Annotated in this window: 22 protein-coding genes; 5 read left to right on the plus strand and 17 right to left on the minus strand. The window is 63.4% G+C overall.

Annotation, left to right across the window (positions count from 1 at the left end; translation table 11 throughout):
• Nucleotides 1–16 precede the first annotated feature (16 nt).
• From ABIE57_RS03740 to ABIE57_RS03750, 3 genes are all read right to left on the minus strand, one after another.
• Entirely contained in the window at nucleotides 17–1645 is a 1629-nt protein-coding gene (locus ABIE57_RS03740) for an AMP-binding protein (RefSeq protein ID WP_354537656.1), read from the minus strand.
• A 73-nt stretch (nucleotides 1646–1718) separates the two neighbouring features.
• Entirely contained in the window at nucleotides 1719–2393 is a 675-nt protein-coding gene (locus ABIE57_RS03745) for a winged helix-turn-helix domain-containing protein (RefSeq protein WP_454282729.1), read from the minus strand.
• Between the two features lie 55 nt (nucleotides 2394–2448).
• Entirely contained in the window at nucleotides 2449–2682 is a 234-nt protein-coding gene (locus ABIE57_RS03750) for a hypothetical protein (RefSeq protein ID WP_354537658.1), read from the minus strand.
• Between the two features lie 195 nt (nucleotides 2683–2877).
• On the opposite strand from ABIE57_RS03750, the gene ABIE57_RS03755 reads away from it, so the two are divergent.
• Complete coding sequence (locus ABIE57_RS03755) at nucleotides 2878–3276, plus strand: hypothetical protein (protein WP_354537659.1); 399 nt, start codon at nucleotides 2878–2880, stop codon at nucleotides 3274–3276.
• A gap of 18 nt (nucleotides 3277–3294) precedes the next feature.
• The gene (locus ABIE57_RS03760) at nucleotides 3295–3714 is read left to right on the plus strand and encodes a hypothetical protein (RefSeq protein WP_354537660.1); all 420 of its coding nucleotides are present in this window, start codon (nucleotides 3295–3297) and stop codon (nucleotides 3712–3714) included.
• A 47-nt stretch (nucleotides 3715–3761) separates the two neighbouring features.
• On the opposite strand, the gene ABIE57_RS03765 is transcribed toward ABIE57_RS03760, so the two are convergent.
• The 11 genes from ABIE57_RS03765 to ABIE57_RS03815 all read right to left on the minus strand — a co-directional run bounded on the left by ABIE57_RS03765 (nucleotide 3762) and on the right by ABIE57_RS03815 (nucleotide 16110).
• Entirely contained in the window at nucleotides 3762–4652 is an 891-nt protein-coding gene (locus ABIE57_RS03765) for an isocitrate lyase/PEP mutase family protein (protein WP_354537661.1), read from the minus strand.
• Nucleotides 4631–5908 (minus strand): TRAP transporter large permease, encoded by a 1278-nt coding sequence (locus tag ABIE57_RS03770; protein ID WP_354537662.1) that lies wholly within the window; start codon nucleotides 5906–5908, stop codon nucleotides 4631–4633. Before ABIE57_RS03770 ends, ABIE57_RS03765 begins: the two co-directional genes overlap by 22 nt.
• 5 nt (nucleotides 5909–5913) lie before the next feature.
• A complete protein-coding gene (locus ABIE57_RS03775; protein WP_354537663.1) occupies nucleotides 5914–6426 on the minus strand; it encodes a TRAP transporter small permease subunit in 513 nt (170 codons plus the stop codon).
• A 5-nt stretch (nucleotides 6427–6431) separates the two neighbouring features.
• Complete coding sequence (locus ABIE57_RS03780) at nucleotides 6432–7415, minus strand: TRAP transporter substrate-binding protein (protein WP_354537664.1); 984 nt, start codon at nucleotides 7413–7415, stop codon at nucleotides 6432–6434.
• A gap of 111 nt (nucleotides 7416–7526) precedes the next feature.
• Nucleotides 7527–9944 carry a DNA topoisomerase (ATP-hydrolyzing) subunit B gene (gyrB, locus tag ABIE57_RS03785; protein ID WP_354537665.1) on the minus strand — a complete coding sequence of 806 codons (2418 nt, stop codon included), beginning with the start codon at nucleotides 9942–9944 and terminating at the stop codon, nucleotides 7527–7529.
• A gap of 90 nt (nucleotides 9945–10034) precedes the next feature.
• Nucleotides 10035–10655 carry a LysE family translocator gene (locus tag ABIE57_RS03790; protein ID WP_354537666.1) on the minus strand — a complete coding sequence of 207 codons (621 nt, stop codon included), beginning with the start codon at nucleotides 10653–10655 and terminating at the stop codon, nucleotides 10035–10037.
• Nucleotides 10652–11761 carry a DNA replication/repair protein RecF gene (recF, locus tag ABIE57_RS03795; protein ID WP_354537667.1) on the minus strand — a complete coding sequence of 370 codons (1110 nt, stop codon included), beginning with the start codon at nucleotides 11759–11761 and terminating at the stop codon, nucleotides 10652–10654. The genes ABIE57_RS03790 and recF overlap by 4 nt, the downstream gene beginning before the upstream one ends.
• A 54-nt stretch (nucleotides 11762–11815) precedes the next feature.
• Nucleotides 11816–12934 carry a DNA polymerase III subunit beta gene (gene dnaN, locus ABIE57_RS03800; RefSeq protein ID WP_354537668.1) on the minus strand — a complete coding sequence of 373 codons (1119 nt, stop codon included), beginning with the start codon at nucleotides 12932–12934 and terminating at the stop codon, nucleotides 11816–11818.
• A gap of 126 nt (nucleotides 12935–13060) precedes the next feature.
• Entirely contained in the window at nucleotides 13061–14404 is a 1344-nt protein-coding gene (gene dnaA / locus ABIE57_RS03805; protein ID WP_354537823.1) for a chromosomal replication initiator protein DnaA, read from the minus strand.
• A 469-nt stretch (nucleotides 14405–14873) separates the two neighbouring features.
• The gene (gene rpsT / locus ABIE57_RS03810) at nucleotides 14874–15137 is read right to left on the minus strand and encodes a 30S ribosomal protein S20 (protein ID WP_354537824.1); all 264 of its coding nucleotides are present in this window, start codon (nucleotides 15135–15137) and stop codon (nucleotides 14874–14876) included.
• Nucleotides 15138–15291: 154 nt separating this feature from the next.
• The gene (locus tag ABIE57_RS03815; protein ID WP_354537669.1) at nucleotides 15292–16110 is read right to left on the minus strand and encodes a sulfotransferase family protein; all 819 of its coding nucleotides are present in this window, start codon (nucleotides 16108–16110) and stop codon (nucleotides 15292–15294) included.
• Nucleotides 16111–16258: 148 nt separating this feature from the next.
• On the opposite strand from ABIE57_RS03815, the gene ABIE57_RS03820 reads away from it, so the two are divergent.
• From ABIE57_RS03820 to ABIE57_RS03830, 3 genes are all read left to right on the plus strand, one after another.
• Nucleotides 16259–17836, plus strand: coding sequence for a DUF5928 domain-containing protein (locus tag ABIE57_RS03820; RefSeq protein WP_354537670.1), 1578 nt, complete (start codon nucleotides 16259–16261; stop codon nucleotides 17834–17836).
• A 9-nt stretch (nucleotides 17837–17845) separates the two neighbouring features.
• The gene (locus ABIE57_RS03825; protein WP_354537671.1) at nucleotides 17846–18232 is read left to right on the plus strand and encodes an HIT domain-containing protein; all 387 of its coding nucleotides are present in this window, start codon (nucleotides 17846–17848) and stop codon (nucleotides 18230–18232) included.
• A 72-nt stretch (nucleotides 18233–18304) separates the two neighbouring features.
• The gene (locus ABIE57_RS03830; RefSeq protein ID WP_354537672.1) at nucleotides 18305–19114 is read left to right on the plus strand and encodes an ion transporter; all 810 of its coding nucleotides are present in this window, start codon (nucleotides 18305–18307) and stop codon (nucleotides 19112–19114) included.
• 145 nt (nucleotides 19115–19259) lie between these two features.
• On the opposite strand, the gene ABIE57_RS03835 is transcribed toward ABIE57_RS03830, so the two are convergent.
• Genes ABIE57_RS03835 through hslO form a run of 3 tightly spaced genes read right to left on the minus strand, consistent with a single transcriptional unit; the run spans nucleotide 19260 to nucleotide 21989 of the window.
• Nucleotides 19260–20405: a CCA tRNA nucleotidyltransferase gene (locus tag ABIE57_RS03835; protein ID WP_354537673.1), complete on the minus strand. Its 1146-nt coding sequence runs from the start codon at nucleotides 20403–20405 to the stop codon at nucleotides 19260–19262.
• Nucleotides 20402–21007: a CoA pyrophosphatase gene (locus tag ABIE57_RS03840; protein ID WP_354537674.1), complete on the minus strand. Its 606-nt coding sequence runs from the start codon at nucleotides 21005–21007 to the stop codon at nucleotides 20402–20404. Before ABIE57_RS03840 ends, ABIE57_RS03835 begins: the two co-directional genes overlap by 4 nt.
• A complete protein-coding gene (gene hslO / locus ABIE57_RS03845) occupies nucleotides 20994–21989 on the minus strand; it encodes an Hsp33 family molecular chaperone HslO (RefSeq protein WP_354537675.1) in 996 nt (331 codons plus the stop codon). The genes ABIE57_RS03840 and hslO overlap by 14 nt, the downstream gene beginning before the upstream one ends.
• Between the last annotated feature and the right edge of the window lie 24 nt (nucleotides 21990–22013).

Genomic DNA, 22013 nt, shown 5'->3' on the forward strand with positions numbered 1-22013 from the left:
GCGGCCGCCCGCGCGGTCACATGTCCCGCGCGGTCTGACGAAGTTCGAATTTCTGGATCTTGCCGGTCGAGGTCTTGGGCAGGTCCTGAAACACCACCGCCTTGGGCGTCTTGAACCCGGCAAGGCGTTCGCGGGCAAAGGCGATGATCTCGGCCTCGGTTGCCTCGGCCCCGTCCTTCAACTCGACAAAGGCGCAGGGCACCTCGCCCCATTTCTCATCCGGTTTGGCCACCACGGCACAGAGCAGAACGGCTGGGTGACGCATCAGCACGCCCTCCACCTCGACCGAGGAAATATTCTCGCCGCCCGAGATGATGATGTCCTTGGCGCGGTCGGCGATCTTGAGATAGCCGTCGGGATGCTGAAACGCGATATCGCCGGAATGGAACCAGCCGCCGCGAAACGCCTCCTGGGTGGCCGTCGGGTTTTTGAGATAGCCTTTCATCACCGAATTGCCCCGGATCATGATCTCGCCAAGGGTTTCCCCGTCCATCGGGATCTGCTCCATCGTCTCGGGGTCGAGCGCGGTGATCTCTTCCATCATCGGCATGAGGATGCCGGTCCGCGCCTTGATGGCATAGCGGTCGTCATCGGGCAGCGCATCCCACTCGGCGTTCCACAGGCATTCGGTGACATGGCCATAGGTTTCGGTCAGGCCGTAGACTTGTGTGACCTTGAAACCCAGGGGCTCGATCGCGGCGAGGGTGGCGGCGGGGGGCGGGGCCCCTGCGGTGAACACATCGACAATGTGATCGAAGGCGCGGCGGTCCTCGTCGCGCGCATTGACGATCATGTTGAGCACGATGGGCGCGCCGCCGAAATGCGTCACCCCCTCATCGGCGATGGCGTCATAGATCGCGCGCGCCGTGATGTCGCGGCAGCACACGACAGTGCCGCCCACAACCGGCATCAGCCAGACATGGTTCCAGTTGTTGCAGTGAAAGAGCGGAACGATGGTGAGGTATTTGGGATAGCGCGGCAATTCCCAGCTGACCACGGTGCCCATGGTCATCAGATAGGCGCCACGATGGTGATAGACCACGCCCTTGGGCCGCCCCGTGGTGCCGGAGGTATAGTTGAGCGCAAGGCTCTCCCACTCATCCTCGGGCAGGATCCAGTCGAATTCGGGATCTCCGGTGGCAAGGAAATCCTCGTAGATCATATACTCGGAATGGGCGTGAACGCCCGCCTCGTCATCGGGAACCTCGATGATCGCGGGCGGGGGGTTCTCCATCAGCCCGAGCGCGGCATCGAGCACGGGCAGGAATTGAGTATCGCAGAGCACCACGCGCGCCTCGCCATGGTCGAGGATATAGGCGATGGTGTCGGCCTCGAGCCGCGTATTGATGGCATTGAGCACCGCGCCAGCAGCGGGCACCCCGAAATGCGCCTCGCAATGCGCGGGGATGTTGGGCAGGATCGTGGCCACCACATCGCCCGGCTGAATGCCGATACCCACCAGCGCCGAGGCCAGTTGCGAGACCCGCGCGTGATACTCGGCATAGGTCTTGCGGTGGCCGTGATAGGCAATGGCAAGCCGGTCGGGATAGACATGCGCCGCGCGCCGCAGATGCGACAGCGGCGTGAGGGCAACATGGTTGGCCGCGCATTTCTCCAGCCCGGTTTCGTCCTTCATCCAGCCCATGATCTTCTCCCCGATTCATCTCCTGCGTCTGCGGAGAGTAGGCGAAAGCACGTCTCATGCAATTGCTAAGGGCCTATTCCACCCGGATCGTGCCCTTGTCGACCGCCAGCACATAGCCGCGCCGGGCGATGTTCTTGACCAGCAATTCGGTGACAAGCTGATTGCCGAGCGCGTCGCGCAACCGCTTGATGCGCGTGGCGCCTGCGGCCTCTTCGCAATCCTCGGGGCGGCGTCCCGATATCATCGCCTCGATTTCGGCCCCGCTCAGCACATCGTCGTCAAGCCGTGCCTCGGCCAGAACGCTCAGCGTCTCGATGGCGGCCTCGGTCAGCCGAAAGGCCATGTCGTTGAGATAGACGGTCTTTTCCTCGCGGCTGATGTGCAATGAGGCAACCTGAATACCCGCGCGCTCGATCTGCGCCATACGGCGGTTGAGTGCCACCAGCATCACCAGAAACACCAACGAGGCGACCAGAAGCGCCGTGGCGAAGATCAGCAGCACGAACATGACCATCCGGTAACTGACAAGTGTTTCAGAGAACGCCGTGCCCGAAAGCGCGAGGATTTCCAGAAGCTTGATCTCGCCTTCGCCGGTCAGCGCGTCGTTCTCGATGAATATCCGCTCCACCCGCGCGTTGAAGGCGTTGCCGTCAGGCAGGGTCAGGAACAGGAACACCGCAGCAAGGCCGAGGATCGCGACAATCGAGATGACGCCGATCACCACGAGGCGATTGCCGGAACGGCGCATTTCGGCGGCTGTGGCTGTCAGACCGCGCACCGCTCACCCTCCGTTATAGCCACGCCTATTTTTCCTTTTTCGACATGATCTTGAGCAGGGTCAACCCCTGCCGCGCCAGTTGCGCGCGCAAGGCCCCCTCAGCCGCCGAACAGGGCGCGTTGACCGTGGTCACGTTATAGAAAAGCTCGAACGGCTTGTCGCGCTTGGCCTTGTATTCGACCTGACAGGCGGCATGGGCTGCCTGTGCGCTGAGCGCGAGAGCCAGAACCAGGGCGAGGGGGCGAAGGATGCGTGTCATGGCTGCAAGATGCGCGATGGCCCACGGCTATTCAATATCCCGTGACACGATATGACCCCGAATTGCGGCGTTATCCGATATCATGGGGGCGATATTGCCTGTCTTGGCGGCGGCACCCAGCTTGATCGGGACAGCGCCGGCACGGATCGGACAGGCGCTGCTCAGGAGACTGCTCGCAACCCGAAAGGACAACACATGACACGCAAACTCATCGCCCTCGTCGCCGCCGCCGCACTGGCCGCGACCGGCTTTTCCGCCCCCGCCCAGGCCCGTGATCGCGGTGAAACGGCGGCCATCGTCGCCGGTGTTGCGGCGCTCGCCATCGTCGGGGCCACGCTCGCCTCGGATCGCAACAAGAACCACAATCGTGGCCATGTCTCGCGGGGCCACCAGCGTGACCAAGGCTACTACGCGCCGCGTCACAGTCGCGGGCAAGGTTACTATGCGCCCCGGCCCCCTCGCGGCAACGCCTATGGGTATCGCAGCCACCGCAATGACGGATATCGGTCGCATCGCGGCAATGCCTATCGCCCCTATTACGGCAATCGTGGCTACGGCTATACCGGAGGCCGCTACCGCCATGACGGCAAGTGATCCGGGAGGGTGCCGACCATGACCCTGTTTCCCCGTTTCACCGCGACCCTGAGTGCTGCCGCGCTCGCCCTCGGGGTCGCCACCACCACCCCTGCCGCCGCCAGCAATGAAGCGGGATATCTCTTCGGCGGGCTTGTGCTTGGCGGGCTTGTCGGAGCGGCCATCGCCAATGACAGCCATCGCAGCCGGGGCGGGCATCACGTCTCGCGCGGGAGCAACTATCGTGGCGACGACTATCGCGGCGGCCATGACCGGCGCGTGAATCTGCCCGCCGATTGCCGCGTCTATAACGGCCATCGCTCCGGTTATTCGGGGCGCTGCCTGCACCGATACGATTACAGCCATGCCGCGCTGCCCTCGGCCTGCGCGGTGCGCGTAGGGGGGCATCACGGCACGATCTACCGTGACGCCTGCCTCAACCGTTATGGCTATTACTGATACCGGGCGTCGCGCCCCGCCGGACCGACCGGTGGGGCGGCGCAGCGTTAATCGAGATCGCGACGGCCCGCATAGCGGGCCTCGCTCTCGTAATACGCATCAAACCCCACCCGTAAGCGCAATTCGCCAAAGGGCATGAGCCTCTCGGGCAGGTGACCCGCCTTGAACGCCTCCAGCGCCTCGCACATGGCGCGCATCGCCGCCGACATCAGGGTCAGCGGAAAGGCCGCGTGGTGATAGCCGATCTCGGCCAGAACGGTCGGCGTCAGCACCGGCGTATCCCCGCCCTCGACCATGTTGGCCATCTTCCAACCGGGCAGGTCGGCGCAGATGCGGCGCATCTCGGCCTCGTCGCGGGGGGCCTCGACAAAGAGAATGTCGGCCCCCGCCTTGTGAAACGCCTCGGCGCGCCACAGCGCCTCGTCAAGCCCGTGGGTATGGCGCGCATCGGTGCGCGCGATGATCAGGATGTCGCTTTCGGCCTCGTTTCGCGCATCGGCGGCGGCGCGGATACGGTCCACCGCCTCGGCACGGTCCACCACCAGCTTGCCGCGCGTGTGGCCGCAGCGTTTGGGCGCAAGCTGATCCTCGATCATCACCGCCGCAGCACCCGCGCGCGCATAGCCCGCCACGGTGCGGCGGACGTTCATCGCGTTGCCATAGCCGGTATCGCCATCGGCCAGCACCGGGATCGACGTTGCGGCGCAGATATCGCGCACCGCATCGCGCATCTCGCCATAGGAGATCAGCCCCGCGTCGGGCGCGCCGATCCGGTGCGCCGACACCGCGAAACCCGACATGAACATGGCGTCGAACCCCGCCTGCTCGATCAGCCGCGCCGAGAGCGCATCGCCGCAGGATGGTGTGACCAGCAATTTGCCGGTCTCCAGCCGCGCGCGCAACCGCGCGGCGGCACTCAGAGAACCCTTGGAAGCCATAGAACGATATCCTCGACCCAGTAGATGATGAACACGGTCAGGAGCATGAGCGCGACGAAGGGTGCCGCACCACGCGCCACCTCACCCAGCGTGGCGCGCCCGATGGCCTGAATGACATAGAGGTTGAGGCCCACGGGCGGCGTGATCAGCGCGCATTCCACCATCAGCACGAAGAAGATGCCGAACCAGATCGGATCAATCCCGAGGGCCGCGACCGCGCCCGCCAGCACCGGCATCATGATGAGCATCATCGACAGCGCCTCCATGAAAAGGCCCATGAGCAACAGGGTGCAGCCGATCGCCACGATGAAAAGGCCCACCGTATCGACATTCGCGGTAATGAAGCCCGACACATCCTGCGGAATGCGCCAGAGCGCGATGGCCTTGCCGAAAACCTTGGCTCCCGCCACGATCAGAAGGATCGCGGCCGAGGCGCGCATACTGTCCATCACGGCCAGCCGAAGCCCCTCGAGGTCGATCGAGCGCAACACGACGAAAGTCAGGAAAAGCGCCCCGATGAAACCGATGGCCGAGGCCTCGGTCGGCGTGAACCAGCCCGCATAAATCCCCACGATCACAACCATCGCCAGCCCCATCGTCGGCAGGGCGCGCAGGCCCGTGCTGCGCCGCTCCTCCCACCCGGCACGGGGCATGGTCTGATACCGGGGCGAGAGCCGCGCATAAAGCATGGAATAGAGGATGAAGAGCGTCATCAGCAAAAGCCCCGGCCCGATTCCGGCCAGAAACAGCCCCAGGATCGAGGTTTCGGTGATCACCCCGTAAACGATGAGGATGATCGAGGGCGGAATGAGAATGCCGAGCGTTCCCCCCGCCGCCAGCAGGCCAAAGACGAAGCTGCGCGGATAGCCGCGCTTTGTCATCTCCGGAATGGCGACGGCACCGATGGTCCCCGCCGTGGCAACCGACGAGCCGGAAATGGCGGCAAAGAGACCGCAGGACAGCACCGTCGCCACGGCAAGGCCCCCCGGCCAGTGCCCCACCCATGCCTGCACGGCGGCGAAGAGGTCGCGCCCCACGCCACCGCGCAACAGCACGTTGGACATCAGCAGAAAGAGCGGCACGGCGATCAGGATGAAACTGTCGAGTGACGACAGCAGCGCCGTGCTCGCCATGCGGGGCGCGAAATCCCCGATGATGAGCAGCGCCATGCCAAGCCCGCCAAGGGCAAAGGCCACCGGAACCCCGATCAGCAGAAGCGCGAAGAGCGCGGCGAGAATGAGAATGACTGTGAGCACGGGCGCTATTCCGGGTGGGGGGCGTCAGAGGGCAGCGGCGCACCCATGGCGCAGCGCAGGAATTCGAGCGCGGCCTGAAGCCCCACAAGCGCGAAGGTAAGCGGCACCGCCGATTGCGCCCACCATGCCGGGATATCGAGCATCGAGCCGGAGGTCCGCCCGCGCGCATAGGAATTGAGCGGCGCATCCATCCCGTGCCAGACCAGCAATACGCAGAACAGGATCACCACCGCCAATGCCATAAGCCGCATCAAACGCTGCGCCCCCTCCCCCATCAGCGCGGTCAGAGCGGTCACGCGGATATGCTGGTTGTGCCGCAGAAGGGCAGGCGCCGCCAGAAGCGTCGCAAAGACGAAGGTCAGCCGCGACAGTTCCTCGGCCCAGATCGTCGGCGCAGTGAAGAAATACCGCGCCACCACCTCATAGCCGAGCATCAGGCCCACGAGGAAATAGGCCCAGCCGCAGAGCCGGGCCAATCCGTCGGAGGCCCGGTCCACAAGAGAGGCAATCGCCTGCATCGCGCTCAGAACTGGCTTGCGGCGTCAAGCAGTTGCTGGCCAAGCGGCCCGGCTTCCTTGAGCCAGGTCTCGATCACCGGGGCAGAGGCGGCACGCCAGGCGGCAATCTCCTCGTCGGTCGGGAAATGCACCGCCATGCCGTTGGCCTTGGCCTGTTCCACGGCGTTGACCTCGAACTCGGTCATGTAGTCCCGCACTGCCGTTTCGGCATTGCGCGCAGCCGTTGTCAGGACCTCGCGCTGCGCCTCGGTCAGCCCGTCCCAGATATCCTCGTTGATGATCACGAGAAACTCGATATCGGCATTGTTCACGATGGTGATCGTGTCCATCACCTCCCAGAGCTTGCGCGACACGACCCCGGACAGCCCGGTCATGCCGATATCGACCGTGCCGCGCTGATAGGCGAGGAATTGCTCCGATCCGGAAATCAGGGTCGGCGCGCCGCCCAGTTCCTTGACCCATTCCCCGAGCCACTTGCCGAACACGCGCGCCTTCTGGCCTTTCATGTCCTCGGGGCCCTTGAGCGGCGCACCCTTGCTCAGAAGAACGTTGCCGCCATAGGCCTGCCACCAGAGCACATGCGCGCCGGTCTCGCGGATGGCGTCGTCAATCGGCTGACGCACGGTCGAGCCGGGGGCGACGGCGGCCCGCACCTTGTCCTCGGTGTTCAGCACGAACGGCATGTAGAAGATATCGACCGCCGGTATCTCGCCCACGTATCGGGTGAGCGAGGCCACGCCCATCTCGATCTCCCCAGAGCCCACGGCCTCGGGCACTTCGGCATCGCGATAAAGCTGCGCGCTGTCGAAGATCTCGATCTTCATGTCGGACTTGGCCTCGACCTCTTCCTTGAACACCAAGAGGTTCTGGCCAAGATGGCTGGTCATGGGCAGTTGCAGCGTTATGCGCAGCGTGGTTTCTGCCAGGGCGGGCGAGACCACGAAAAACGCAGCAGTGACGGCACCGGCCAGGCGGCTGAAATGAAGCATGTGAACTCCTCCCAAAGTTCGTTGTCTTTCGCGCGCCCATGCTCCGGGTGCGCGTGCCGTGACACGGTGCGGCAGAATTCAGCAGGGATCAAGCGTTTTGCCGAGCGTGCCTCAAAAGTCGAGATTGGCGACGTTGAGCGCATTGTCCTGAATGAATTCGCGGCGCGGCTCCACCACATCGCCCATCAATTTGGTGAAAAGGTCGTCGGCCTCGGCCACATCGTCAATCTTGACCTGCAAGAGCGTGCGCGCGTCCGGGTCAAGCGTCGTCTCCCAGAGCTGGCCGGGGTTCATCTCGCCCAAACCCTTGTAGCGTTGCAGCGTCAGCCCCTTTTCACCCTCTTTCAGGATCGCATCGAAGAGGTCGAGCGGGCCGTAAATCGGCTGACTCCGGTCCTTGCGCACAAGCGTGGCGGGCTCTGCATAGACCTCGCGCAGCGTTTCGGTCATCTGCGCCATGCGCCGCGCCTCGCCGCCGCGCAGGACCGGGCCGTCAAGCACGCGCGCCTCTTCGACACCGCGCACCATGCGGCTCAGGCGTAACCCGTGATCCTGTGTCGGGCGGCCCTGCCAGCCGCGTTCGTATTCGTTCGAGATGAGATCGAGCCTTGCCGCCACCGCATCGGCCACGCCCTGCAGATCACCATCGACACGCCCCGGCAGGAACGCCTCGGCAATCGCCGCCTGTTCGAGAATGTGGCGGGGAAAATGCGTCGGAAAGGCCTCGAGGATGCGCCGCGCCTGACGCGCCTCTTCGACCACGCGGACAAGATCCGGTCCGGCGATCTCCTCGCCCGAGCCAAGCCGCAGCGCAGCGTCGGTCGTGCCCTGTGCAATGAGGTAATCCTCCAGCGCCGGCTTGTCCTTGAGATAGACCTCGGACTTGCCGCGCGCGACCTTGAAGAGTGGCGGCTGCGCGATATAGAGGTATCCGCCCTCGATCAATTCGGGCATCTGCCTGTAGAAAAACGTGAGCAGCAGCGTGCGGATATGCGCGCCGTCGACATCGGCATCGGTCATCAGAACGATCTTGTGATAGCGCAGTTTCGAGATGTCGAACTCGTCCCGCCCGATCCCGGTGCCAAGCGCCATCACGAGATTGCCGATCTCCTGGCTCGACAGCATCCGGTCAAAGCGCGCCCGCTCGACATTGAGGATCTTGCCTTTGAGCGGCAGGATCGCCTGTGTGCCCCGGTCGCGCCCGGTCTGGGCAGAGCCACCCGCCGAATCACCCTCGACGATGAAAAGCTCGGTCTTGGACGGGTCCTTGCTTGAGCAATCCTTGAGCTTGCCGGCAAGGAAATTCACGTCCATCGGGTTCTTGCGGCGCGTGAGGTCACGCGCCTTGCGCGCCGCCTCGCGGGCGTGGGCCGCCTCGATGATCTTGCTCACGACGATCTTGGCGATGGCCGGGTTTTCCTCGAACCATTCGGCCAGCTTTTCGTTCACCAGCCCCTCGACCGCCGGACGCACCTCGGAGCTGACCAGCTTGTCTTTGGTCTGGCTGGAGAATTTCGGATCGGGCACCTTGACCGAAAGCACGCAGGTCAGCCCCTCGCGCGCGTCATCGCCGGTAAAGCTCACCTTTTCCTTTTTCGCGATGCCGGTGGTCTGGGCATAGTTGTTGATGGTGCGCGTGAGCGCGCCGCGAAACCCGGCCAGATGCGTGCCGCCGTCGCGCTGCGGGATGTTGTTGGTAAAGGGCAGCACCGTCTCGTGGTAGCTGTCGTTCCACCACATCGCCACCTCGATGCCGATCTCGTCGCGCTCGCCGGTGATGAAGATCGGTTCCGGCATGGCGGGGGATTTGTGGCGGTCAAGGTATTTGACGAATTCCTTGACGCCGCCCTCGTAGAACAGTTCCGAGGTGAGCGGCTCGGTGGGGCGCTCGTCGCGCAGGATGATACGCACACCCGAGTTGAGAAAGGCCAGCTCGCGCAGGCGTTTTTCCAGCGTCTCGAAGCTGTATTCAAGGTTTGAAAAGGTCTCGAGCGACGCAAGAAAGCGCACCTCGGTGCCCTTGCGGCCCTGCGCCTCGCCCACCACGCGCAGCGACTCCACGGTAAAGCCACCCTCGAAGCGGGCGTAATGCTCCTTGCCGTTCCGCCAGATGCGCAATTCCAGCCATTCCGACAGCGCGTTCACGACCGAGACGCCAACCCCGTGCAACCCGCCCGAAACCTTGTAGGAATTGCTGTCGAATTTGCCGCCCGCATGGAGCTGGGTCATGATGACCTCGGCCGCCGAGACGCCCTCTCCCTCGTGGATATCCACCGGAATGCCGCGGCCATTGTCACTGACCGACACCGACGAATCGGCGTGGATGGTGACGTTGACCGCATCGGCGTGACCGGCCAATGCCTCGTCGATGCCGTTATCCACGACCTCGTAGACCATGTGATGCAGGCCAGAGCCGTCATCGGTATCCCCGATATACATGCCGGGGCGCTTGCGGACAGCCTCCAACCCCTTGAGAACCTTGATGGAATCGGCACCATATTCCTCTGGTACGCGGGCGGGTTCGGACATGCGGATTTTCCTCTGGATATTTGTGAAACTTATACGAATTCTGGGGGGGAATGTCACGGCCCTCCCCCATATTTTGCGTGTGTTTCGCACTCAGGTGAAGGGGATGACCAGCCCCACGAGAATGAGCAGACCGCCAGAGGCCACGTTCATCCTTCGGATGGCCTTGGGACTCCGCAACAGGTGCCGCGCGCGGTCGAGAAAGAACGCCAGCCCGAGGTTGCCAAGCATCGGCACGATGGCCGATACCGCAAGGATTGCGGCGATGTCGGGCACGGTCACGCGCGAGAGGTCGAAGAAACCCGGCAGGAACCCCATGTAGAAGATGATCGCCTTGGGATTGCCGATAACCGCCGCCATGCCGACGGAAAATCCGGCCCAGATACCGGGACGCGTCATGCGGCTGTCGGCACCGGGCACGCGCGCCGGGGCGCGGAGCAAAAGCACGCCCATCACGATGAACACCCCCGCCGCGATCCAGCGCAGCAAGCCCAGCGCATCGCCATAAACCGACAGCACCCAGGCAAGGCCGAGGATCGCGCAGAGCGGCCAGATCAGATCGCCCAGCGCCACGCCCACCGCCAGCGGCCAGGCCCCCGCCATGCCGCCCGAGAGAGCGCGCGCGGTAAGCGCCACCCAGACCGGGCCGGGCACGGCCCAGAGACCCGCCATGGCAGCGGCGTAGAGCGCCAGTTGATAGGCTGTCACCGTCATTGATTTTCCCTGACAACACGGCTCAGACCGCCGCTCTCGGTCACTTCGACGTTCTGCGCACGCGCGCCAAGTTCGGCAAACAGCTCCGGCCCCGTGCCGGTCATCCAGGCCTGCGCGCCCAAAGCGCAGATCTCGTCATAGAGCGCGGCGCGACGGGAGGTGTCAAGATGGGCAGCCACCTCATCCAGCAGCAGGATCGGCGGCGCGCCGAAATCGCGGGCCAGCGCACGGGCATTGGCAAGGATGAGCGACACCAGCAGCGCCTTCTGCTCGCCCGTCGAACACTCCGCCGCGGGCACACCTTTGGCAGCATAGACACCGTAAAGGTCGGCCCGGTGCGGCCCCACCAGCGTGCGCCCGGCGGCCAGATCGCGAAACCGGCTCTCGGCCAGCGCCTCGCGCAGGTCGTCCGCCCCCTGCGGCATCTCGCCCTCGGTCTGGGTCAGTTCCAGTTCGGCGGTGGGAAAGGCCGTCTCGGCCCGCATCTGCGCCCCCATGATGAGCGCGAGCGCGTGCTGCCGGTTGGCGTGGATTTCCGCGCCGCTCCCGGCCATCTGCCGCTCCAGCGCGAGATACCAGTGCCCATCGCGCACCTGATCCTTGAGCAGGCGGTTGCGCTCGCGCATGGCCTTCTCATAGGCCAGCGTGGCCTCGGCATGGGCAGGCAGAAAACTCATGGTCATGCGGTCGAGAAACCGCCTGCGCCCCTCGGCCCCCTCGATCCAGAGCCGGTCCATCGCCGGGATCAGCCAGAGCACCCGCGCGATGCGGCCAAGCGCAAGCTGGCTTGCGGCCTTGCCGTCGATCCGCACCTGTCGCGCCGCGCCTCCCTCGGACACGATCTCGACCTCGTGGGCACTGGTCACGGAGTGCAGGACGCCGGCAACCTTCCAGCCGAGCGCCTCGGGCCGCCGCGCCATCTCCTGCGCCGCCGCGCGCCTCAGACCGCGACCGGGCGACAGGAGCGACACCGCCTCGATCAGGTTGGTCTTGCCCGCACCGTTGGGGCCATGGATGGCCACGGGCCGCGCATCAAGCACCAGCCGCGCGGATTTGTGCGAGCGGAAATGCGAGAGGCTCAGTTCTGTCACGGAAAGGCCGGGCATTCTCGGCCCCTTCATCGTTCGTAAAATACTCCCGCCGGAGGCATCCGACAGAGGTTACACCCGCATCGGCATGACGACATAGACCGCCGTGGTGTCATTACCCTCTCGCATCAGGGTGGGATCGCCCGAAGAGTTGAAGAAGAACACCGCATTCTCCCGGTCCACCTGGCTGGCGATTTCCAGCAGGTATTTGGCGTTGAAGCCGATTTCCAGCCGCTCGTCGCCATAGGCCACGGCCAGTTCCTCCTCTGCCACGCCGCTGTCGGGGGCATTGACCGAAAGCACCAGACGATCCTCGTCAAGCGAGAGCTTCACCGCGCGCGAACGCTCGGAGCTTACCGTCGCCACCCGGTCCACGGCCTGCGCGAACTCGGCGGCGTCCACTTCCAGCCGCTTGGTGTTGCCCTGCGGAATCACGCGGGTGTAGTCGGGGAACGTGCCGTCGATCACCTTGGAGGTCAGCGTGATATCGGGGGTGGCAAAGCGCACCTTGGTTTCCGAGACCGACACGGCCACCTTCATGTCGTCATCGTCGAGAAGCTTGCGCAATTCGCCGACCGTCTTGCGCGGCACGATCACGCCCGGCATGTCAGCCGCCCCTTCCGGCAACTCGGCGTCGATCCGGGCAAGACGGTGGCCATCGGTGGCCACGCAGCGCAGGACCTTTCCGCCATCCGCCTCCGACACATGCATGTAGACGCCGTTGAGGTAATAGCGTGTCTCTTCGGTCGAAATGGCGAATTTCGACTTGTCGAAGAGCCGCCGCAGCACCGGTGCAGGGGCCGAGAAATTCGAGGCGTATTCCGACGACGCCATCACCGGAAAATCTTCCCTGGGCAGGGTGGCGAGATTGAAATTAGAGCGCCCCGCCTGCACTGTGAGCCGCCCCGAGGCGCTGTCCTCGGAGATCGAGACCAGCGCGCCATCGGGTAGCTTGCGCACGATTTCGTGCAGCAGGACGGCCGAAACGGTGGTCGCGCCCGCGCGCTCCACCTGTGCCGGGGCCTTGTCCACAATCTCTATGTCGAGATCGGTGGCCCGGAACTGCACCCGGTCGCCTTCGGCCTCGATCAGCACGTTGGCGAGGATCGGGATGGTGTTGCGCCGCTCGACCACCGATTGCGCCTGCGCGACCGCCTTGAGCAGCGTGCCCCGTTCGATGCTGAATTTCATGCCCTCGCTCCTGTCAGGTGCCGGTCTTGCGCCGGGAGGGGCACGTTAGCCAATTCCCCTCGCCGCTCAAGTGTTTTCTGGACTTTTCAGCCGGATGGCAAGGGGCGTCAAGGGCTGGCGCGCGGCTCAGCCTTCGAGGGCGCGGCGCAACAGTTCCAGATCGTCGGCAATCTCGGCATCCTTGCCGCGCAACTCGCCGATGCGGCGCACCCCGTGCATGACGGTGGTATGATCCCGCCCGCCAAAGCTGCGTCCGATTTCGGGCAGCGAGCGCGAGGTGAGTTGCTTGCACAGATACATCGCCACCTGACGTGGACGCGCATAGCAGCGCGTGCGCTTCGGGCCGACCATGTCGGACAGGCGGATATTATAGTGATCGGCCACCTTGCGCTTGATCTCCTCGATCGAGACCTTGCGCTCGAAACTGCGCAACATGTCGGCAAGGCAATCCTGCGTCAGATCCTGCGTGATCGGCTTGCCCACCAGCGAAGCGAAGGCGAAAAGCCGCGTCAAAGCCCCCTCAAGCACACGCACATTTGTGTTGATCCTGTGCGCGAGGAATTCCAGAACGCCCGGTTCCATCACAAGATCGGGGTATTGCTCGCGATGGCGCTCCAACCGTGTCTGAAGAATGCCAAGCCGCAATTCATAATCGGTCGGGTGCAGATCGACCACGAGACCGCATTGCAGCCGCGACTTGATCCGGTCTTCCAGCTTGGCGATGTCGCCCGGCGCGCAATCCGCAGAAATCACGATCTGCTTGTTCTGGTCGACAAGCGCGTTGAAGGTGTGAAAGAACTCCTCCTGCGTGCTGTCCTTGCCGGCAATGAACTGCACGTCATCCACCATCAGCACATCGACAGAGCGGAACATCTGCTTGAAATCCATGATCTTGCGATCACGCAGCGCCTGGATGAAACGATACATGAACTGTTCCGCAGACAGATAGAGGACGTTTGTTCCGGGCTGTTTCTCGGTCAGTTCCCAGGCAATGGCATGCATGAGATGGGTCTTGCCGAGGCCAACGCCACCATAAAGGAAGAGCGGGTTGAACGTGGTCTCGCCACCCTCGGCCACACGGCGCGCGGCGGCATGGGCGAGATGGTTGGGCTTGCCCACGACGAAACTCTCGAAGCGAAAACGATCATCGAGCGGCGCAGAGTTGAAGGGGGAATCGCTGCGCACCGGGCTTGGTGCCGGATCCGCCTGCCGGGGGCGCGCCACCGAATTTGCGGCCACCCGAAAATCGAGCTTGCGCACCTTGGGATCAACCCGCGTGATCTGGTAGAGGATAAGATCGCCGTAATGTTGTGACACGTAATTGCCGAGAAATGTCGTCGGCACCGCGAAGGTCGCAACCCCGTCGTCGACAGTCGCAAACTCAAGCGGCTCGATCCAGTTGCGAAAGTTGTTTTGCCCCACCGATTGACATATTTGACGCTTCAATTCGCCCCATTGTTCCAAAGTCATCTCTGCCATTCCGCTGCTCTGTTGAGGCACACGCAACCATCGGTCACATGCACCTTGTCCCGTTTGGGCGGCTCACGGAAAGGGGGCAAAGCAAAGGTAGTCCGCTGGCATGGTGCCAACGGAAACCCACCTGACCTTCACAAGCATTCCAGAAAAAAGCACTCAATGACAGCCCGTCCCACAGGCCGCAAGAGTCCCTTCCCTGAAATTCATTTAGACAAGACCAGGGCTTTAATGCCCGATGTTACGCAAGGTCCCCGTGACAAAGGTTCCGTTGCGCGGCGGCCTGTCCCCCCAAGCGTGAATCGCGTGCTCGAAATTAGCAACCTTGGGCGCGCTCCGACAACTCATCAATGCGCTTGACAGAGGGCGGGACAGAAAAGAATCTCTCGCTTGCGCAGTGATGCGACAATGAAAAAAGGCACCGCGCGCGGGCGGTGCCTTTTGATTCAAGAGGTTGGCCGAGATGTCAGCCGAGCGCCTTCACCCGCGATGCCAAACGCGACATCTTGCGCGACGCGGTGTTCTTGTGGAACACGCCCTTTGTCACGCCGCGCATGAGTTCGGGCTGAGCGAGACGCAGCGCGGTTGCAGCGGCTTCCTTGTCGCCAGAGGCGATCGCCTCTTCAACCTTGCGCAGGAAGGTGCGGATGCGCGAACGACGCGCCTTGTTCACGGCAAAGCGTTTTTCGCTCTGACGGGCGCGTTTTTCGGATTGGGGCGTATTGGCCATGGGTGTCGAGCCTTTCTGGGTTCTGTGTATGCGTGTCGCGCGTATACCCAATCCCGCCCCCATATCGGGGCGTCAGCTCTTGCCTGAGAAGCGGGCATCACGCGCATGTCTGGCGCGCCTTTTAGACGAGTCGCAGGGAAATGCAAGACCGGGCTTACTCTCCCAGCTTCGCATGCACCTCCTGGAGGTCGATTTCGCCGACAGGCATCTTGTTGGCGGGGTTTTCGAAATCGTATTTGAAGATCTCGAAATCGCGCTTGTAGATCTCGTAGACCAGATGCATCGAGAGATCGTCGAAATAATCCTCGACGGGATGGGCGCGTTTCGGCCCGTGGCCCTCGGACTCGTTGAAGCGGGGGATTTTCTTGAGGTCAACCTTGTGCCGGGTTTTGATCCCCTTGAGCACCTCGGCCATGCCTTCGTTGAAGTTTTCGGTCCAGAAAATCTTGTCGTAGCGCCCGCCATTGACGATGAATGTCGAGACATGACCCGACATCGCCGACCAGTGGATATCCGGCTCCATCGGCCGTTTCCACCGGATCGTGTCACGGGCAAACAGCAGGAAGCGGCGAAAGCTCCTGATCTGGTCGAACTCTTCCTTGCCGTCCTCGCCGCCGACCTCGATGCCATATTTCTGGATGATCGTCGGCACCAGCTTGCCGCGATAGCGCTTGCCGTTGCGCTGGATGCCGCAGATCTTGTCGAAGAACGACGAGAGAATCCGCGTGTAGGGGTTGCGCACGCAGGTAAAGGCATAGCTCGTATGCGTGCGCACATTGGCCGAGATGATCTTCTGGCTGTCCTCGATCGCCCATTTGTGCAGGCCTGTCGTCGCATCATGAATGTCGCCGTCGAAGAACTGGCCGTGATCCGAGTAATACATGATCTGGCCGATGGTCGAGCAGGCGCATTTCGGCACGACGCGGTAGACCACGCTCTCGCTCTCGGTCATCCATGTTCCGGGAAAGCCCATCTGCCTGCCTCCGACCCTTGCCGCCACTTTTCGCAGCTTTCACCCTGTCTAACCCGTTCAAATAATCAAAGAAAGCGTGTTTATTTAGGCTTCCTTGACGGTTAAGGATGTAAACAATCACCAAGTAAGCAGGCAAACCGTTTCCGATATGGCCAAAATCGCCTTCATTCTGCTCTGCCACAAAGACCCTGAGGCCATCATCCGTCAGGCGCGGATGCTGACCGAGGCGGGCGATTACATCTCCATCCATTTCGACGCGCGCGCCAGACCCGATGCCTTTGCCGCCATCCGCGATGCACTCGCCGACAATCCGAACGTGGCCTTCGCCAGAAAGAGAATCAAGTGTGGCTGGGGAGAATGGTCGCTTGTTCAGGCGACGCTTTACGCGGTGGAGGCGGCGCTTGACGCCTTTCCGCGCGCCACGCATTTCTACATGCTCTCGGGCGATTGCGCGCCGATCAAATCGGCCCGCTTCGCGCATGAATTTCTGGACAACCGCGATGTCGACTACGTCGAGAGCTTCGATTATTTCGACAGCGACTGGATCAAGACCGGCATGAAGGAAGAGCGGCTCATCTACCGCCACTTCTTCAACGAGCGCACCCAGAAATGGCGCTTCTATACGTCTTTCGAGCTACAGAAGCGCCTCCGGCTGACGCGGGACATCCCCCATGACATCCAGATCCAGATCGGCAGCCAATGGTGGTGCCTGCGCCGCCGCACCGTGGAATGGATTGTCGATTTCACCCGGAAACGTCGTGATGTGATGCGGTTTTTCCGCACCACATGGATCCCCGACGAGACCTTTTTTCAGACGCTCGTGCGCCATCTCGTGCCCGATGCCGAGATCGAGACGCGCACACTTACCTTCCTTATGTTCACCGATTACGGGATGCCGGTGACCTTTTACAACGATCACTACGACATGCTGCTCAATCAGGATTACCTTTTTGCGCGCAAGATCAGCCCCGAGGCACTGGAACTCAAGCGCCGCCTTGGCGCGCTCTACAATAACACGGATGTCACGTTCAACATCTCGAACGAGGGGCGCAGCCTGTTCAAGTTTCTCACCGCGCGCGGCCGCGAGGGGCGCCGCTTTGCCCGCCGCTTCTGGGAGGCCGAGAGCACGCTGGGGCGCGAGCGCGAACTGATGATCGTGGTGTGCAAGAAATGGCATGTGGCCAAGCGTCTTCTGGCGCGCATCCGTCAGGTGACCAACCTGCCCGCCATCGAATACCTCTTCAACGAGGAATCAACCGCCTTGCCCGATCTCGGCGGGCTTCAGGCCACGCTGTCCAAGCGCACCCGCCATCGCCGCGCGCTGATGCGGATGTTGTATGACTATTACGAAACCGACCGGCTGATCGTCTGCATGGACCCCGGCAACATGGACCTGCTCGAAGATTTCTGCCGCGACCGTGCCAAGACCAAGTTGCTCGAGGTTCAGTGCACCTTCACCGACGACTATCTCATCGGCCACGCCAAGCGTGTCGGGCTGGCAGGCGACCAGACCCCGCAAGACACGCTTGCGCGGCTTCTGCCCACGATCCGGGGCGATATCACCCATGAATGCGACCGTATCCGCGATGCCGAGTTCGAGAATCACCTGATCCTGCGCGAGAGTGACGGGCGCGGGCAATATCCCGACCTTCTGGCGCGCTTCCTTGATATTCCGCCCGAAAAGGCGCAGGAAATCGCGCAAACCAAGCACCTGTTCGCCGATTGAGGACTGACCATGCCCCAGAGCTATGACGACCAGAACATCTTCGCCAAAATCCTGCGCGGCGAGATCCCCAACAAGACCGTGCTGGAGACCGAACACACGCTGGCCTTCGAGGATATCCAGCCACAGGCACCGGTGCATGTCCTGGTGATCCCCAAGGGGCCGTATGTGGATTACGCGCATTTCGCCGCCGAGGCGAGCGAGGCCGAGATCGTCGATTTCAACCGCGCCGTCGCCGAAATCTGCCGCCTCACGGGCGTGACCCCCGGCGCAGGCGGCGGCGGCTTTCGCGCCATCTCCAACGCCGGAGAGGCCGGCGTGCAGGAGGTGCCGCATTTCCACCTGCACATCCTCGGCGGGCGGATGCTGGGGCGGATGCTGGCGCGGGCGCAGGGCTGAATCGCCGCTTGCGGACCACGACATCCACGCCCATATGAAACGCGGTCGCACCATGGTCAGAACGGGCAGGACATGACATTTCGCAGCCGCGTCGGCGCGTTTCTCGACACGACGCTTTTTCAGAACACGATCCTGGCGATCATCCTCTTCAATGCGGTGATTCTGGGAATGGAGACCTCTGCGCCGATCATGGAGCGGGCCGGGCCGCTCATCATCGCGCTTGACCGGTTCTGTCTTTCGGTCTTCGTGGTCGAGATTGCGGCCAAGCTCTATGCGCGCGGGATTGTCGGGTTTTTCAAACGCGGCTGGAACATCTTCGATTTCGTGATCGTCGGCATTTCGCTTCTTCCCGCCACGCAGGGCCTTGCCGTGCTGCGCGCGCTGCGCATCCTGCGACTGTTGCGGGTGGTCTCGGTGGCACCCTCGCTGCGCCGCGTGGTCGAGGGGCTGGTGAGCGCGCTGCCGGGGATGGGATCGGTCTTTCTGCTGATGGGGATGATCTTCTACATCGGCTCTGTCATGGCGACGAAGCTCTTCGGTGCGGCCTTTCCCGACTGGTTCGGCGATCTGGGGCGCAGCGCCTATTCGCTCTTTCAGATCATGACGCTGGAATCCTGGTCCATGGGGATCGTGCGCCCCGTGATGGAAATCTATCCTCAGGCCTGGGCCTTCTTTGTCCCCTTCATCATGGTCACCACATTCGCAGTGGTGAACCTTCTTGTGGGTCTCATCGTCAATTCCATGCAGGATGCCCACCACGCCGAGGACACCGCAAAGACCGACAGCTACCGCGACGAGGTGCTGATGCGCCTCACCGCGCTGGAAGACCTGATGCGAGAAGAGCGGGCGCGCCAATCCACAGGACCCGGATCACGCAACTAGCCTCGTCAATGGAGTGCCTGATCCACCCCGAAACGGTCCGTCTCCAGATAGATGGGTTCGGTGCGCATTTCCCGCCTTCTTCCAGTGTGACCTGCCCCGGTCGAGCGACACATGGCCTCCCGGCGAAGTCGTGATGCCGGGGCGCTCATAAAAGATCCTCACGCCCGAGGGTAAAGCCCGAGGCGATCCAGCGCGTCTCGAGCGCGCGCAGACGGTCGCCAAGGGCGGGGCCGCTGAGGGCAGGCAAGAGGTCGGCGGGTTTGACCGGGAAAACGGCTTCGGCCCCTGTCCGGAGGTCCTGCCATGCCTTTTGATCGGGGGCGGTGCCGGTGAGCGCGGCGCGCAAAAGCAGGATATCCGCGCCCGCATCCGGCCCGTGACGGTAGCCAAGTTCAGCGGCGGGCATGTCCTCGGCAAGCCCGCGGCGCAGCACGTCAAGCCTGCGCGCCTCGGCCCGCGACAATCGCAGGCGTTCGGCCACCTCCTCTCCGCCCAGAAGGGCAAGCCGCCGCAGGGGATTTCGGGCGATATCAGTCCCTGATTCCAGATGCACCAGCAACGCCATTGCCGCCGCCTCCGCCCCCGGCAGAACGCTCTGCAAGATCCCCGCAGCCTGCATCGCGGCCAGCGCGGGCGCGGGGTCGGGGGCGGCCAGAAGCTTGCGCATCTCTGCCCCGATGCGTTCACGCGATAGCCCGCCAAGCCCGTCCTGCAAGCCAGCACAGGCCGCGTAGCCCTCGGGGTCCAGTCCGGCCTCCGGATCGCCATACCAGGCGTGAAAGCGAAAGAATCGCAGGATGCGGAGATAATCCTCCTGGATCCGACGCTCCGGGTTCTCGATGAACCGCACCCGGCGCGCGGTGAGGTCCGCCAGCCCGCCCAGGGGATCGATCACCGTGCCATCGGGGCGGGCATAAAGCGCATTCATGGTGAAATCGCGCCGCCGCGCGTCGGCGGCGACATCGCCCCCGAACACGACGCGCGCGCGGCGTCCATCCGTCTCTATATCGGCGCGAAAGCTGGTTATCTCATGCGGAACACCGCCGGATACAACCGTGATGGTGCCATGGTCTATGCCGGTCGGAACGGGCCTCAGTCCCGCACGTTGTGCGAGTGTCACCACGTCTTCGGGTCGCGCGTCGGTGGCAATGTCGATATCGCTGACGGGCGCGCCCAGAAGCGCATTGCGCACACAGCCGCCGACGAACAGCGCCTGATGCCCCGCGTCCGTGAGCGCATGACAGACCGCACGCGTCTCGGGGCGGGTGATCCAGTCATCCGTGATCTTCATGACCGTCCCGCCATCACGGCCATCATCCGCAGGATGCGCGCCGTCGCGCCCCAGATGTAATAGGGGCCGAACGGCACCGCATAATACCGGCGCCAATCCCCCTTCCAACGCCGTTTTTCGACCCTGTACATGCCCAAATCCATCAGATGCGCCAGCGGCACGTCAAACACCTCGGCCACCTCGCCGCGATCCGGAACCGGCACGAACGGCGCGCGGAGACGCGCCAGCACCGGTGTCACGTCAAACCCCGTGACCGTCTCGTGACGGGGCAGGTGACAGAGGATCTCGACGTTGCCGGGATCGAGCCCGATCTCCTCATGCGCCTCGCGCAGGGCCGTGGCCCGGATATCCGGGTCCCCCGCGTCCTGCTTGCCGCCGGGAAAGGCGATCTGGCCGGGATGATGCCGGAGCACGGAGGAGCGTTTGGTGAGGATCACCCGCGCCTCCGGTCCCTCGCCGAGGACGGGCACGAGAACACCCGCGGACCGAAGCGTTCGCCCCGGAGGAAGCGCAACCTCGGGGTTGAGATCATAATCCGAGGTGCCGCCAAGCCCGTCCTCGAGCGCGGCGAGGATCGGCGCAAGCGGATCAGCCCTGCTCACCCGATCCCCCTGCCGCATCAAACCCGAGCGTGGCCGGATCGAGCGCATAATGCGCGCCGCAAAACTGGCAATCGGCTGTCACGATGCCGTCCTCGGTGGTCATCCGCGCGATGTCGCGCGCCGAATAGATCGACAGGCTGTTGCGCACGCGCGCCTCGGAGCAGGTGCAGCCGAAGCGGACCGGCTGCATCTCGAAAACGCGCGGCCCTTCCTCGTGGAAAAGCCGAACCAGAAGATCCGTTGGCGAGACCGACGGCCCGATCATCTCGAGGTCTTCGACCGTGTCGAGCAGGAGATTGGCGCGCCCCCAGTTCTCGGCGTCGTCACCATCGACCAGGTCGCGCGCCTCGAGGAGGCCGCCCGCACCCGAGCCGCCATCCACAGCAAAGGGCGATGCCTTGGGCATGTGCTGGAGCATCACGCCACCGGCGCGCCAACGCGGGGCCTCGCCGGGCAGGGTGGATTTGCCGAAACTGAGCGCGAACCTGGTCGGGATCTGCTCTGACTGAGCGAAATACGCCTCGGCGCAGCGGTGAAGCGCGTCCCCGGCCAGCGGCGTGATCCCCTGATAGGGGGTCGTGCCCTTCCCCTGATCTATGAGAACGGCGAAATAGCCGTCGCCCAGTTGATCGAAAGGGCGCGCATGGCGCAAACGGTCCGCGTCGAACCCGGCATAGGCACGCATCCTTGCCGGTTCGCCCTCTGATTCGGGGGCGAAATAATCGGTGGCGATCATGCGCACCGCGCCCCTGGTCTGGACCTGAAGCGACAGTTTCCAGCGCAGTTTGACCGTCTGGCCGATCAGCGCCGTCAGAAGCGCCATTTCGGCAACCAGCGCCTCTACCGGGGCCGGGTAGTGATGCTGCGCGAGGATCGCGTCCAGCACACCATCGAGCCGCGCAACGCGGCCCCTGATGTCGGCATGGTCAAGCTGAAACGGCAGCACCGTGTCATCCCAGGCGATTCGCTGTCCAAGGCTCATGGGCTTTCCTTTCGTGACGGGCTC

This window comes from Roseovarius sp. MBR-6, from assembly GCF_040547525.1.
In the GTDB taxonomy this organism is placed as follows: domain Bacteria; phylum Pseudomonadota; class Alphaproteobacteria; order Rhodobacterales; family Rhodobacteraceae; genus Roseovarius.

What these genes read in the sequence shown, in the direction of transcription:
- ABIE57_RS03790 (WP_354537666.1), bottom strand. Translation starts at nt 10,655, where the DNA reads ATGACGGTGACAGCCTATCAACTGGCGCTCTACGCCGCTGCCATGGCG.
- ABIE57_RS03815 (WP_354537669.1), bottom strand. Translation starts at nt 16,110, where the DNA reads ATGGGCTTTCCCGGAACATGGATGACCGAGAGCGAGAGCGTGGTCTAC.
- ABIE57_RS03760 (WP_354537660.1), top strand. Translation starts at nt 3,295, where the DNA reads ATGACCCTGTTTCCCCGTTTCACCGCGACCCTGAGTGCTGCCGCGCTC.
- ABIE57_RS03755 (WP_354537659.1), top strand. Translation starts at nt 2,878, where the DNA reads ATGACACGCAAACTCATCGCCCTCGTCGCCGCCGCCGCACTGGCCGCG.
- rpsT (WP_354537824.1), bottom strand. Translation starts at nt 15,137, where the DNA reads ATGGCCAATACGCCCCAATCCGAAAAACGCGCCCGTCAGAGCGAAAAA.
- ABIE57_RS03835 (WP_354537673.1), bottom strand. Translation starts at nt 20,405, where the DNA reads ATGAAGATCACGGATGACTGGATCACCCGCCCCGAGACGCGTGCGGTC.
- recF (WP_354537667.1), bottom strand. Translation starts at nt 11,761, where the DNA reads ATGCCCGGCCTTTCCGTGACAGAACTGAGCCTCTCGCATTTCCGCTCG.
- ABIE57_RS03820 (WP_354537670.1), top strand. Translation starts at nt 16,259, where the DNA reads ATGGCCAAAATCGCCTTCATTCTGCTCTGCCACAAAGACCCTGAGGCC.
- ABIE57_RS03780 (WP_354537664.1), bottom strand. Translation starts at nt 7,415, where the DNA reads ATGCTTCATTTCAGCCGCCTGGCCGGTGCCGTCACTGCTGCGTTTTTC.
- gyrB (WP_354537665.1), bottom strand. Translation starts at nt 9,944, where the DNA reads ATGTCCGAACCCGCCCGCGTACCAGAGGAATATGGTGCCGATTCCATC.
- ABIE57_RS03740 (WP_354537656.1), bottom strand. Translation starts at nt 1,645, where the DNA reads ATGGGCTGGATGAAGGACGAAACCGGGCTGGAGAAATGCGCGGCCAAC.
- ABIE57_RS03825 (WP_354537671.1), top strand. Translation starts at nt 17,846, where the DNA reads ATGCCCCAGAGCTATGACGACCAGAACATCTTCGCCAAAATCCTGCGC.
- ABIE57_RS03775 (WP_354537663.1), bottom strand. Translation starts at nt 6,426, where the DNA reads ATGCAGGCGATTGCCTCTCTTGTGGACCGGGCCTCCGACGGATTGGCC.
- hslO (WP_354537675.1), bottom strand. Translation starts at nt 21,989, where the DNA reads ATGAGCCTTGGACAGCGAATCGCCTGGGATGACACGGTGCTGCCGTTT.
- dnaN (WP_354537668.1), bottom strand. Translation starts at nt 12,934, where the DNA reads ATGAAATTCAGCATCGAACGGGGCACGCTGCTCAAGGCGGTCGCGCAG.
- ABIE57_RS03830 (WP_354537672.1), top strand. Translation starts at nt 18,305, where the DNA reads ATGACATTTCGCAGCCGCGTCGGCGCGTTTCTCGACACGACGCTTTTT.
- ABIE57_RS03745 (WP_454282729.1), bottom strand. Translation starts at nt 2,393, where the DNA reads ATGCGCCGTTCCGGCAATCGCCTCGTGGTGATCGGCGTCATCTCGATT.
- dnaA (WP_354537823.1), bottom strand. Translation starts at nt 14,404, where the DNA reads ATGACTTTGGAACAATGGGGCGAATTGAAGCGTCAAATATGTCAATCG.
- ABIE57_RS03750 (WP_354537658.1), bottom strand. Translation starts at nt 2,682, where the DNA reads ATGACACGCATCCTTCGCCCCCTCGCCCTGGTTCTGGCTCTCGCGCTC.
- ABIE57_RS03765 (WP_354537661.1), bottom strand. Translation starts at nt 4,652, where the DNA reads ATGGCTTCCAAGGGTTCTCTGAGTGCCGCCGCGCGGTTGCGCGCGCGG.